Here is a 14036-nt window from a genome sequence, read left to right as displayed (position 1 = left end):
ACAAGCCAGGTGGCTATTAGTGGAAAAATGGCAAATTGGCCAAACTTACGAAGTTTGAAAAACTTTAAGTTTGGTTCGGCTGATCAGGCTTTAATTTGCAAACGCATCCAGCGCTATAGTAGGCTTTCCGGAGGTATCAAAAGCTCCTAAACCATAGCCCTGCCAGCTGTTATAGGCTTCGGGTTCCCAATAAAAAACGCCTTTGCCGTTGCTGCCATTTACAGCTTTCACTTTGCTGATAATATCTGAAAGGAAAGCTTTCGACTCGGTTGGTGCGGCGGCTTCCATCCCTACCTCAACCACCATAACCGGGGTGGAATACCGGGAAACCATATCGTTCATGTTGGTTAAACATTGCGAATCCAAATCGGCCCAGTTTGTTTTGGATGGGTATAAAGACATGCCTATGATATCCCACTTGGCCCCATTGGCTTTCAACCCATCAAACATCCAGCGGAAAAGGCCATTATCATAACCATTGGAGATGTGTACAATTACCTGACTTGTAGGGCTCACTTCTTTAACAGCAGCATAACCGCTTTTGATCAGTGCAGCAAAATTGGCCATGTTTTTTGAGGCGCGACCGTCTTCCCAAAGCATGCCATCGTTGGTTTCGTTACCAACCTGCACCCATAGCGGGGTTATGCCGTTATCTTTTAGCGTATTCATAACGCTTTTGGTGTAATCGTGCAATGTGGTTGTCAGGATAGCGAAATCAAGCGCGGTCCAGCCGGCTGGTTTGGCCTGCTTACCGGGATCGGCCCAGGTATCGCTGTAATGAAAATCAATCATAATATCAAAACCCTGAGCTTTGGCCCGTAGCGCCTTAGCCACCACGTCGGCGGTGTTGCAGTAGCCATTTGTTGGGTTAACCCAGGCACGTAACCTTATCGCATTAAATCCAAGGCTTTTTAACAGGGCGAATAAATCTTGCTGAGCGCCTGATTTATCGTAAAACTTAACGCCTTTGGCTTCCATTTCGGTAACCCAGCTAACATCAGCGCCCTTCGTAATGGTAACAGACGGATCAACAACCGGATCGGGCGTTTTATCGGTTTTTCCTTTTGAACATGAAAAATTAAGGAAGCTTAACAGCAAAATACCAGAGCACAAAATCTTCTTCATAATAACACTAATCTCACAAATTAAATCGAATTTCACGAATTGATTAAACACGAATTGGGTTGAATTAACACAAATCTTAAAAGTTTAGCTATTCATTAATGTTAGCTGTTTACTATATTTTGTGTCAATTCGCCCCAATTCGTGAAATTTCTGCTATTTATAGTCTACCCGTTCTCGATGGAACGGTGGCAGCAGAGACGTAATTAAAACTTTGTGTTTGATCGCCTACCATGATCTTGAACTCCCCTGCTTCGGTTACAGTTTTACTTATATCGTTTACAAATGCCAGGTCTTTCGGGGTAATTTTAAATGATACCGTTTTTGTTTCGCCTGGTTTTAACGAGATTTTGTCATAAGCCCTTAAACGCCTGGTATCCGGCGCAATGCTGGCATATTGCTGACTGGTATACAACAACACCGATTCCTTACCTTCTACCTGGCCTGTATTTTTAACATCAACCGTAACAGTTAATGTCTCATTGTCCTTTAACTCCGGCTTGCTGATGTGCAGGTTATTGTAACTGAATGTGGTATAGCTTAGGCCTGTGCCAAACTCGTATAGTGGATTGTATCCGTGTTTATCATCCGGGTTGCCGTTTTCCAGGTTTTTGCGGTAATAGTTATTCAGCGCATTAGGAAAACGCGGATATGTAACCGGCAATTTGCCCGATGGGTTCACATCGCCAAATAATATGCTTGCTATAGCATCGCCGCCTTCGTTACCCGGTAAATAAGCCATCAGCGTGGCTGCCGAAAGTTTCTCTGCATCAGTAACAATCCTCGGGCGGCCTTCTGTCAACACCAATATGACCGGTTTACCTGTTTTGGCCAGGGCCTGCGCCAGTTGAATTTGGGCAGGTGGAAGATTAAGGTCTTCAATATTACCTACGTTTTCGGTATAGGATAATTCGCCAAGGCAAAGTACTATTACATCGGCTTTTTTTGCTGCACTAACAGCTTCGTCGATATTCTGCAGGCTGTCAAAAGCAGCGCCGACTTCGTAGCTTACATTATTTTTGCCGATCTTTTGCTGAATAGCCTCCAGTATAGTGTTTTTATTTGCGGCAAATTTATCCGATTCGTCACCTTGCCAGGTATAGCTCCATCCCCCATCCAACGAGCGCATGGTATTGGCCGTAGGGCCGGTTACCAGCACTTTCATGCTTTTTTTAAGCGGCAACACATTGTTGTTGTTTTTTAGCAGTGTGATGGCTTCATTTGCAGCCTGCACGCTTGCCATGCGGTATTCTTCCGATCCAAATTTCGGATAATCATCGGGGTTGCCAACCGGGCGCTCAAATAAGCCCAGTTCGTACTTAACTTTCAAAATACGGTGTACGGCTTCATTAATACGGGCCATGGGTACTTTACCTTCCTTAACCAACTCAACCAGGTAAGTAAAAAAAGTATAGTCGTAAGGTACCATGCTCATATCTACACCGGCGTTAACTGCAATCATCACCGCATCTTTTTGAGTGGCAGCTATATGATGGCGATCATGCAGGTATTGAATATCGCGCCAGTCGGTAACGGCTACGCCATCAAAATGCAGTTCGCCGCGCAATACGTCGGTCAGCAAATATTTGCTGGCATGTACGGGTACACCGTTAATCTCGCCAGAGTTAATCATTAATGTTTTGGCTCCCGCCTTTACGGCTTCGGCAAACGAAGGCAAAAAGTATTCGCGCATATAACGGTCAGGAATCCAGGCCGGGGTACGGTCTTTACCGCTTAACGGAAAGCTATAGCCCAGGTAATGCTTCATACAAGCGGCTACATGGTATTTATCGCCTACATCATTACCCTGGTAGCCTTTTATAATAGCGGCACCCATGGTTTTCACCAGGTATGGATCTTCGCCAAAGGTTTCATAAATGCGTGGCCAAAGGGCTGATTTTCCCAAATCGAGCACCGGCGAATAATTCCATGGAATATAGCTGGCGCGGGTTTCATAGGCGGTAATTTCGCCGGCTTTATGGGCAATATCGCGGTTAAAGGTAGCCGCCACGGCAATTTCCTGCGGGAAAAGCGTACTGCCTAAGGTATAAGTTACGCCATGTATGGCATCGATACCATAAATAACCGGAATTTTTAAACGATCCTGGTCGGCAGCCTTTTGGATGGTCGATATTACATCATACCAGTGCTCGCGGCTATAGGCATGCCCGCTTACGTTAAGGATAGAGCCAACATGATATTTCGTGATAGCTTCTTTTAGCTTATCCGCATCCAGCTGATGATCAGCTACATTTGTTTTTGACACTACATCGGAGGTAACTTCGGTCATCTGGCCTACTTTTTCTTCCAATGTCATTTTAGCTATCAGTGCATTTACCTTTGCATCGATAGCGCTTAGCACCTGCTTTTTTTGAGCATGTACTGCCGGGGATATTACATTGAGCAAAAGTAAACTTGCTGCCGTTATGTAAATTTTTCGCATTTGTTGATTGATTTTATTTGAGATGTTTTGAGTTAGTTGATTTCGTTTTTACGCTTAACTGGCTTTGCAAAGCTTCTATCGCGTTAGCAAGGTAAGCCATTGGAGCATTCCAATTTATAGTAACTTCATTGGCTGCATATGCCTGGGTATCGTCGATGTAAGCTTCGTCGGGCACTTTAGATGGTACTTTAATACCATCCTGCATACCGGGATTTGGCCCGCCTACCAATAACCCTGGTACCGGATCGGTTACCCCATCGCTTGCCGATGGTCGGTGATGCGGGTGCATGGGCGTTTTAGTGCCATACCCGGTTACGTATGAATACCCTGTAGCATTTCTGCCCAGCAGGTAATCCAAATCGGCCAGCGCATTATACAGGTACTTTTTATCGTGCGATAGCCGGTAAGCCTGTAATAATAAAACGCCCTGGTTAGCCGCATCTGAGTTGCTGCCCCAGCCAAAATGCCGCGCAGATAGCGTCATCGAGGTTTGGTAAGCATTGTCGTCCACACCTTTGATCAATTCATCGGCGGCATTTATTAATCGTCTTTTGATCTCCGGCAGCTCGGGAACGGCAGCGTCGTTTTTAAGCAGGGTATAATAGCCCAGTAGCCTCACCTGGCCCCAGGCCGGTACAGGCATTTTATCATCGGGCAACAGGTTAATATTTTTCAGGTAACCGACATCGCCGGTGCTAATAACTAACTCAGATGCTGCCCAGATAAATTCATCGGTAAAATTGTTATCGCCATAACCGCCGGTGGTTACAGCCGGGATAAACTTTTTATTATTCTGATCCTGCCGGTAAGCAACATTGGGATTATTAGCGGCCCACTGCCAGGCCTTTTTTGCTGCGACCAAGCATGAATCGGCCAGGCCGGGTGTTTGTTGCGGGAATTGCTTAAAAATCCTTGAGGCCTGTGCCATAACCGCGGCAAAATCAAGGGCAGCAGCCGTACCTTTTTGTACTACATACCGGGGCGTGGTATCTTTATCCGGCATTTCAAACTTATCAAATGCGGCGTTGGTTAATTTATGATACACCCCTCCATCGTCAGGATCCTGCATGGTAAGCATCCACCGGAGGTTCCAGAGCACCTCGTTCAGCAGGTCGGGTACGCCATTGCCGCTTTCGGGGATATTAAGCTTAACGGTTTTCATGTATGCCGGATAATCCTCGTATAATGAGAGCAGTGTACTTGTGCTGATGCCGCTGTTTACCACGTATTTGTTATAGTCCCCGGCATCGTACCAGCCACGGGGCGAGGAGATAATGGTACCTGCCAGCCGTTTGTCGCTTGCCGCCGACGGATGCACCAATACCTTATCGTCGGGGTGCCCCGCTGCCCTGCTCCATTTACCGGCATACTTTGCCGGTAGCGCGGTTGATGCCCGCATAAAGTAATAGGCTTTGATAACTCCTTTAGCTAAGTTTTGGTGAACGTTGCCCGCTATTTTAAATGGGTAAGAATTTCCAGAGCCGGTTACAGTCAAAATGTATTCTCCCGGTTTGCTAAAGCTGCTAAAATCTGCGATATAGGTGGTTTTACCAGCGAATGATGGAGTTGCAGACGGTGTTAAAATACCACTAAATACAGTACGGTTATTTAACAACCGGATGGTAAATGAACGGCCATTGCCATTTAAAACTATTGCCCTTTTGGGACCGTTTGGATAAAAGCCAATTTGGTTTAGTCTGATTGGCCTTGATGAGGTATCTTTAATTTGGGCATTCCCAAATTTAGCCATTAACAGCAATAAAAATATCACTGTTAATCTGCCTGTTAAAATTTTAACGCTATTTGAATTTATACTCATTATACTGCAACCTTTACCTGTTTTTGTTGGGTAAAAACCGGAATTTAAATATAGGTGTACAACTTACAATAAGTATAATACTATTATTGCCAATTAGCCTGAAATTATAATACTAAAAAGACATTTCAATGATGCGTAATCAACAAGGTTACTTCAAATAAAAAAGGCCCGCCATAGTACGGCGAGCCCTTCAATATCAGTTGGAATTAAACTTTTTATAATGAAAATATCTTGTACGCCAATGAAAGGCTAAAAATGCTAACCCGGGTATGCGAATAGCCGGGTCCGTAGCTAATTTTATTCAAACCGCCTTCGTATCTTAAATCGACAGAAAAATCTTTAATATCTAATCCAGCGCCAAGCTGAACGCCGTAGTTAGCATCTTTGTAATTTAATTTTGCAACTTCGGCAGCGGCATTGCTGTAGCTTTGGTCTCTGTTCACTGTAAATGAAAAAACAGGGCCACCATAAAACCGACCACCTAAACCAAATGCGCCAATTTTAGTACCTATAAGTAAGGGTACGTCCAAACTTGTAAACTTAGCTTTGTTCTCATTTCCGGCATCGTCTTTAATGGTTAGGTTTTTGGCTGTGGCATATAATTCCGGTTGAAAATTAAAGCCGAGGGCACCGAACCGTGCCCAAACGCCACCTAAATAACCGGCCTGCGAGCTGTTATCGTACTTCCCATTTGCGGGAAATGCCGAAAAGTTTAATCCTGCTTTAGCGCCGAATGAAAAGCTTGGTATCACCTGGGCAGATGCAAAGCCTATAGCTAACAGGCAGATACTAAATGTAAGTAAGAATGTTTTTTTCATTTTTCAAAGGGTTATGATTAGTCGATAAATTTATGAAAATTATTTAGAAGTAATTAAAAAGTAGATTAGCGGCGCCCTTAAATAGCAATCCGGCTTATATCATCAGGCCTAATGGCGTTAACAATATAAACCGGACATATCAGAAATAAATTCTGAGATAAATGTAAAACTTTTTTACAATTCCTAAAACTTTTCTGTTTTTTTTACAACGTTAACTTGCCCTGGTAATAATCTAATATTTTGTTGTAGATAAAGCAATCGTAACGGGCATTTATCAAATTGATTTTTGACCTGTCCAGGTTGTTTTTAGCCAATACAAAATCATAAGAAGTTAAAACCCCATTATTAAAGCGGATTTCGGCAATCCTGAATGATTCGGCATAAGCTTTAACTTGTTCTGATAATACGGTGTATCTTTCGTAGGCAGATGTCATGTTAAGGTACGCCTGTTCTACGTTTTGTTTTAAAACTATTTTGGTGTTGCTTTCCACATACTTTGCTTCCTCAAGGTTTATTTTTGCCAGCTTGACCTTGTTACGGTTTTGAAAATAATTAAGGATCGGGATTTGCAAATTTAAACTAACCTGGGTACTATAATTGTTTTTAAACTGATCATAATAGCCGATGCTATGATTGCTGTAATTAGCCTGGGTAGAATAAACAGGCTGTTTGGTGCCCCCGGCACCATTTACAAATGCCCCGGTATTTACGGTGGTCGAATCTATAAAAGTTGAACTTTGTGCCGCGCTCGAGTAATTCGTAAAAATTCCGGCTCCTAACGACAGTGTGGGCAGCAAGGCGCCCTGCGCCACCTTTACACCTTTCTCGGCGCTTTTACTTCTTAATTCGGCAGCTTTGATATAAGCCAGTTGTTGCAGCGCCGCATCATATACCTGGTCTGAACTGGCATCTGTTTTTGCAGATACATCCTGTACTGTTAAAGGTTCGAGTTTAAGGTTCTTATTGTAGGGGATGTTCAGCATTTGCATCAAGTTAAGCTTTGAAACTTCTAAAGCGTTTCTGGCTGATACCAAATTTAGCTGATTATCACCAAATGTACCTTTCAAATCGTAAAGGTCTGACGGTAGCTTATTGGCGCCTTCTTTTTCTAAAATATCCAATCGCTCAACCTGTTTTTTTGACACCTCAAGCTGGTTAGTTACCTGGCCAAGCAGTTCTGCGTTATCTAATACCTGGAGGTATGCTGTAATTACATTGATAGTTACCTGGTCTTTGGCTTGCTGAAAATCCATTTTCCCTGCCTGGTACGAAAGTGAGGTTTGCTTAATGTTATTAAGATTTTGCATTCCGCTAAAAAGCGTAAGGTTACCATTCAGGCTATAATTACCATATGTAAGTGATTGCGTTACGTAGCTGTTTGTAAAGGGGTTAATATTGCGGCCATTATTTATACCATGATTAACCGAACCGTTAATGGCAGGCAATAAATATTCCTTAGCCTGGTTGTAACCAACCTGCAAACGCTCCATCTGCAGTTCGCTTTTCTTTACATCGAGATTGTTTTTTATCGCAATGTCAACACATTGCCTGATAGATAGAACAGAATCGGTTTGCGCCTGTGCCTGTGTTGCCGACAGCGCTATCAAACCAAAAAATATAAATTTAAAATATCGCATTACTATATGATGATCAGAGTTGTTTTGATGATGCTATTTTACCGTCGAGCAGGTTAATGATGCGCGTACCGTATTCGGCATTCTTTTCGGAGTGGGTTACTTGTATAATGGTTACCTTGTCTTCTTTGTTCAGCTTGCGGAAAAGCTCCATGATCTCTTCGCCTTGTTTGGAGTTAAGGTTACCTGTTGGCTCGTCGGCTAATAACAATTTGGGTTTGGCAATCAATGCGCGGGCTATACCTACCAATTGCTGCTGCCCGCCTGATAACTGTGCCGGAAAAAGATCTTTTTTGCCCACTATATTAAATTTATCCAGTATATCGGCAACCATTGCTTTACGTTCCGAGCTTTTAAAATCCTGGTAAATTAAAGGGGTTTCGATGTTTTCATACACGGTAAGCTCGTCAATAAGGTGATACGCCTGGAAAACAAAGCCGATATATTGTTTATACAAAGCAGAGCGTTGTTTTTCTTTAAGCTGGTGTACAGCATGGCCTGCAAAGTAGTGATAGCCGTCGGTTGGTTCATCCAGCATACCTATAACGTTAAGCAAAGTTGATTTACCAGATCCTGATGGCCCCATGATAGAAATAAACTCGCCCTCGTCAACCTCAAGGCTCAGGTCGTTGAGCACATAATTTTTAAGTCCACTTACCTGGTAGTATTTTGAAATATGCTGAAGTGATAACATTTTTTGTTGTGAATTAATAAGTTGGTGAATTAGTGATTTAAATTTTACTTAACAGCAATAATAATAATCATTTTATCATTCAGGTATCAATAATATACCAAACTTTCAAACAGTTAATTATCAACAACTTAATCAAAAACAAATAAATAATAACTGTACGCTTATGTAACATGGGGCGTACGGTAATGATACAATGAAAAAAGGGAATCAACGTAGCGCTGTTTAATTCGATGGTAAAATCGGCGCGCCTGGCGTCGGATGGCAGCAACTCCCAAGTGCGCCTTACGGTATTACATATTTCATTACCTTTTATGTGGTTGTTATAATTTCTGTCCCCGATTTGAAGTAGCAGGGCAAAAGCATATCAATAATTAACGGAATGAGTTTCTGCCATGGCGAAGATATAAGCATCAGGCGGCGCCTTGCCTTTATTGGCTGATCCTGGTTAAATGATGCGGATGACGAAGAGATGTGTTGGCCAATAACAGGCACAAGTATTTGGCTCTGTCTAAATTGCAACATCAATATAATGTTAACCATGAAAAAATGTAAAATATTGACTATCAAATATTTATAAATAAATTAACTGAAATGTGTTAAGTTATGTTAACCTTATTAGATGCGGTTGTCCTGGGCCCGCCATACAGTTAAGGACAGTTGGCCGCCAACTTTCATTAAATTCGCTTCTTGTATCCGGTTAATCCTAAATAACGCCCTCATGAAAAAAACAAGGCTAATGTTATTGCTGGCAGTTGTACTGCTATTGCTCAGCGCTTATAAGCCCCAAGAGCAAACCTGGGTGGCTATCGGCGATTCGATCACTTATCTGAACGACCATTTGGATGAAACGGGCAGCAGGGTAACCAAAGGTTACCTGACCCGGGTGGCCGAACAATTTCCTGGCTTGCACTATATCAATAAAGGGTTCAACGGATGGACTTCTGGCGGTATTGCGCAACATATTGACAGTTTGGGTATACCCGCCGCAGACATTTACTCCGTTTTTTTAGGAACAAACGATTGGTGGCAGGGCAGGCGGACGGGCAGCCTGGATGACTATAAAACAGGCAAAGATAACGCTACAGTATATGGCTCATTCCGGATTATCATCAATAAGTTGCGGCGTTTAAACCCAACTGCCAGGATTGTTTTGATAACACCGATGCAACGGGCCGATTTTGTTTATATCAACGATCCCCGGAACAATGCTTTTGGATCTTACCGCCAAAAAAACGGTCAGGCACTCGAAACCATCGTGAACGCTATTGATTCTATCGGCCGCTATGAACAAATACCCGTTATTGATCTGTACCATGACGGCCAGCTTGCGATGGACAAACTGGTAAAATTTAAACGCCTTAAAGACCCTGCATCTGGCGCTTATGTTAATTACACTTATCCTGAGTTTACAAAAATTCCATTTAATCCTGCAACAGACGATTATCCTTATCCCAGGGAGGCCATTAGTTTAACCTACGATGGCTTACACCCTTCAGATCAGGGAAACGCGGTTATTGCAGGCGAAGTTGTTAAAGTATTCAATCCCTTGCTTAATGCCGAAGACTGGAAAAAATATATCGATTTAAGGGCTTACACCAAACCATTCTGGAAAACAGATACCGTTATAGATGAATCTGTGCAAGTCATCCGAGATCAGGGCAGCTTGAATGCGAAACTACTTTTCAGGCCGGCGAAAATATTATCGGTTAGGGCGGCCGACTATAGCCGGGAATATATAAAGGGAAAAGATTGGGATGAAAGTAACGGAGAACTGGTGATCCTGAAAGGTTCGTCTGTTCCGTTCTTTTGCCGGGAAGACCTGATTTTTAAGGAGGCCAAACCCGGGCATTCGATGAATGGCATGATGCCCGGTACCTTTGTCTTGTTTAGCGAAGGCTCCTATTTCAGTTCCAGGCAACTCGTTGTGTCATACCTGCCGGAAAAGTTACGTCATTGGAGAGGGCCTGTACCTGAACTTGCCCGACTTACGCTTAGCAATACGGTCAGTAAATTAAAAAAGCAAACCGGCCTGAAAGTGGTGTTTTATGGCAACAGCATTGAAGTGGGCTATAATGCCAGCGGCCTGGAAAAAACCCCACCCTACATGCCGGTATGGCCAGAATTGGTAATCAACAGGTTAAAGGCCGTTTATGGCAGCCAAATAACATTTGTCAATAGCTCAGTCGCTGGCCGGTTGGCAAAATGGGGACAGGATTCTGTACGCCAGCGCGTGATGAGCGAAAAACCAGACCTGGTGGTTATAGGGTTTGGGATGAATGATGGCACCGCACACGTAGCACCCGGAACTTATCGGGAACAAATTAAAGCCATCATTGATTCGGTAAGATCAGCCAATACCAAAGCAGAATTCATCTTGATAGCCCCTATGCTCGCCAATCCGGCTTCTGCTTTTAATGGTTTTCAATCTTTATACAAAACAGAACTTGATAAACTGGCTGGTCAAGGTATCGTGGTTGCCGACCTGACAGGCGTACACCGGGAATTGTTAAAACATAAAACTTACCAGGATATGACGGGTAACAATGTCAATCATCCGAACGACTATCTTGCCCGGTGGTATGCCCAATACCTATTGGGGCTTTTAACCAGGTAAGCCGGCTGTATAAAATAGACGCTGGCCGATAACGTCTGTCATTGATAAGTTAAGCAACCCGGTGCCAGGCAATAGCAAATAGCGAAACCAGGCCTCAAATTATTTATGGTATCTACAGCCTATCATCCGTTTTTGAATATCTTTTATTTAAATATGCTAAAGAGTACCCAAATCAAAAGCTGCACCGTTAGCCCCATCAGTAAAGTAGCCACGCTGTATACCTTCAATGTGGAAGCAGTATCCAGATTAGAAAAACGACTGATTACCCAGAAATAGGCATCATTGGCATGGCTTATCACCATGCTGCCTGCCCCCATGCTCAATATGGTTAATGTAAGACCCATTGGCGACGACAAACCTAAATTTGAAAGCAATGGTGTAACCAGCGAAGATGCTGTAATAATGGCAACTGTTGACGAACCCTGAGCTGTTTTTAAAATGGCAGCTACCAGGAATGGAAAGAAAATACCTAAAGACAGCCCGCTCAGCATGCCGCCCAGGTTTTTTCCCATCCCAGTGGCCTGCAACATTTCGCCGAACATTCCGCCCGCGGCAATTATGGCCAAAATCATCCCTGCCTTGTCTACCCCCTCTGTAAGCCAATGATTCAGATCTTTCTTGAATGGCTTTTGAACGAGTTTAAATGAGGCAACAATCCCAATAGCCAACGCCATAACCGGTTCTCCCACAAACGAAATGATTTGCAGGCACCCGTTTTGCACCATCAACGCCGGTGCAACAAAAATTGGCATTACCGATTTACAAGCAATCAAGACAATTGGCAAAAGGACAGGCAGGAAAGAATATACAGCCCGCGGCAGCTGTTTTATTTCATCGGGGATAACTTCGGGCTCCGTGTATTCATATTCAACTTTGCCCCCGCGCCACACGCTCCAGATATAACCAACGAATGCGGCTGGTATAGCAACTAAAATACCCCAGAGCATTACTTTACCCAAATCGCCACCTGCTGTACCTACCGCCGCTGTAATACCCGGATGCGGTGGTACCAGGCAGTGCACCGCGTACAACGACGTTGCCAGGGCGGCAGCCATAACCGGCATCCTGTTGTGTGCTTTTTTTACAAGGGAGTGGTTTAAACCACTCAAAATAATAAATGCACTATCACAAAAAATAGGGAAGCCGATTATAATACCGGTGAGTGTAACGGCGATTGGTGCATTTTCCTCTTTAACTACACGCAAAATATAATTCGCCATGCTCATGGTTGCGCCGGTTTTCTCCAGTATTACCCCCAAAGTGGTACCCAGGATAATAAGCAACCCGATTTTTTCCATGGTATGCCCAAAACCGGTTTTAAGTGCAGTCACTATTTCTACCAATGGCAAGCCGCTGAATAAGCCAACCCCTAAGGCAGCTATTAATAGCGTAAAAAAAGCATTTACTTTTTTATACGCTGTAAACCATATAATAAAACCAATGCTGGCAATCAGAAGAAAAAACAGATAGTACGTATTTATCATCATGCTTTATTTTACTATGGCTATCATAATATCCATTACATTGGTTTGCGTTGGCCCGGTTATGATTAAGCCATTTGTTTGTTTAAAGAAATGGTACGCATCATGTTTCTTCAAATATTCTTCTATCAGCAATCCACGGTGCAAAACCAGGTTTAAAGTATCATTGTCCACAACTGCTCCGGTTGCATCGGTTGGCCCATCTGTTCCATCGGTGCCCCCGCTTAAAATGGTAATTTCATCAGAAATATTTTGTTGGCGCAGCTTATTCAACTCACTTAACGCAGCCAATGTAAAGTGCTGATTGCGGCCACCTTTTCCTGTGCCCGTTACTTTGACGGTTGTTTCGCCGCCTTGTATTATACAAACCGGTTTTGGGGCTTTATATTGACGGGCCATATCCACCAGTATTTTTGCTTCCGTCTCTGCATCTCGGGTTATCAAATGATCTACTATGTGTACATGATATCCTAATTTTTTTGCCATATTGGCCGCTTCCAGAACAGCCATTTTATTATTGCCGATAATCCGGTTGACAGTATTATCAAAAAGTGGGTCTCCTGGCTTAGGCGTATCCTTAATTGTTCCTTTAATGCCATCCTTAATATGCCGGCTGATGCTTTGTGGTAATACGGATAATAGGTTATACTTTTGAAGGATAGTTTCTGCATCCTCAAAGGTTGAAGCATCCGGAACGGTGGGCCCGCTGGCAATTGTCTCCAGGTCATCTCCCGGCACATCACTTATAATGAATGAAAAAACTGAGGCTCCGTTGCAAGCTCGTACAAGTTGACCGCCTTTAAAGTTGGACAGATGTTTACGAACCGTATTAATTTCATGAATAGCGGCTCCTGATTTTATCAACCGGTCAAACGTTGCTTGCACCTCCTGCAGGGTAGCTCCCGGCGGTAAATCGCACCATAGGGCCGATGCACCGCCACTTAACAGGCAAATTACTATGTCGTTTTTTGTTGCTTTTTTAAGCAGTTTTATGGTTTGAGTAACGGCGTCAACACAATTTTCATCCGGCACGGGATGCGCCCCTTCAATAATTCTTATTGTAGAAGTGGGCAAGGCATGACCATATTTGGTTGTGACCAAACCCTCGCTAATGTACCCGCCCAAAATCATTTCGGCTTCTACGGCCATTGCTGCTGCAGCTTTTCCGGCTCCAACCACATAAATATGATTGATGGTTGTTTTGGGAAAGGCCACGCCTCCGATAGTCAACGAATCCTTACTTACAGATAAGTGTTGCCGTAACAGATGCCCCGGCTGTACCGCCGATACAGCTGATCTGAAAATTTGAATCGCATGCTTTTCTTCAATCATAAAACATTTGTCACGTAAAAAAACCCGTTCTTTTCAGTCATCACGATGTCTCCAAATTACGGAGCATTTTATTTTTAAA

The 14036-nt window shown here is 43.4% G+C and carries 9 protein-coding genes; 1 reads left to right on the top strand and 8 read right to left on the bottom strand.

Features of this window, described 5'->3' with window-relative positions:
• Positions 1-90: 90 nt before the first annotated feature.
• The 6 genes from FSB76_RS29955 to FSB76_RS29930 all read right to left on the bottom strand — a co-directional run bounded on the left by FSB76_RS29955 (position 91) and on the right by FSB76_RS29930 (position 8530).
• Positions 91-1125: a glycoside hydrolase family 53 protein gene (locus FSB76_RS29955; protein WP_147060085.1), complete on the bottom strand. Its 1035-nt coding sequence runs from the start codon at positions 1123-1125 to the stop codon at positions 91-93.
• Positions 1126-1282: 157 nt separating this feature from the next.
• Positions 1283-3565 carry a glycoside hydrolase family 3 N-terminal domain-containing protein gene (locus FSB76_RS29950; protein WP_147060084.1) on the bottom strand — a complete coding sequence of 761 codons (2283 nt, stop codon included), beginning with the start codon at positions 3563-3565 and terminating at the stop codon, positions 1283-1285.
• A gap of 13 nt (positions 3566-3578) precedes the next feature.
• Positions 3579-5315, bottom strand: a complete 1737-nt coding sequence (locus tag FSB76_RS29945) for a glycoside hydrolase family 9 protein (RefSeq protein ID WP_225976350.1) — start codon at positions 5313-5315, stop codon at positions 3579-3581.
• A gap of 284 nt (positions 5316-5599) precedes the next feature.
• Entirely contained in the window at positions 5600-6202 is a 603-nt protein-coding gene (locus FSB76_RS29940) for a porin family protein (protein WP_147060080.1), read from the bottom strand.
• Positions 6203-6405: 203 nt separating this feature from the next.
• A complete protein-coding gene (locus FSB76_RS29935) occupies positions 6406-7839 on the bottom strand; it encodes a TolC family protein (RefSeq protein ID WP_147060078.1) in 1434 nt (477 codons plus the stop codon).
• A 13-nt stretch (positions 7840-7852) separates the two neighbouring features.
• The gene (locus FSB76_RS29930; RefSeq protein WP_147060076.1) at positions 7853-8530 is read right to left on the bottom strand and encodes an ABC transporter ATP-binding protein; all 678 of its coding nucleotides are present in this window, start codon (positions 8528-8530) and stop codon (positions 7853-7855) included.
• Between the two features lie 718 nt (positions 8531-9248).
• Between FSB76_RS29930 and FSB76_RS29920 the strand changes: the two genes are divergently transcribed.
• Positions 9249-11144, top strand: coding sequence for an SGNH/GDSL hydrolase family protein (locus FSB76_RS29920; RefSeq protein WP_147060072.1), 1896 nt, complete (start codon positions 9249-9251; stop codon positions 11142-11144).
• Positions 11145-11287: 143 nt separating this feature from the next.
• On the opposite strand, the gene FSB76_RS29915 is transcribed toward FSB76_RS29920, so the two are convergent.
• A complete protein-coding gene (locus FSB76_RS29915; RefSeq protein ID WP_147060070.1) occupies positions 11288-12631 on the bottom strand; it encodes a GntP family permease in 1344 nt (447 codons plus the stop codon).
• A 3-nt stretch (positions 12632-12634) separates the two neighbouring features.
• Positions 12635-13957, bottom strand: coding sequence for a glycerate kinase type-2 family protein (locus FSB76_RS29910; protein ID WP_147060068.1), 1323 nt, complete (start codon positions 13955-13957; stop codon positions 12635-12637).
• Between the last annotated feature and the right edge of the window lie 79 nt (positions 13958-14036).

The organism is Mucilaginibacter ginsenosidivorax, assembly GCF_007971525.1.
GTDB lineage: Bacteria > Bacteroidota > Bacteroidia > Sphingobacteriales > Sphingobacteriaceae > Mucilaginibacter > Mucilaginibacter ginsenosidivorax.
Note: the sequence above shows the minus strand (reverse complement) of the source record. Positions and strands in the feature narration are given on the sequence as shown.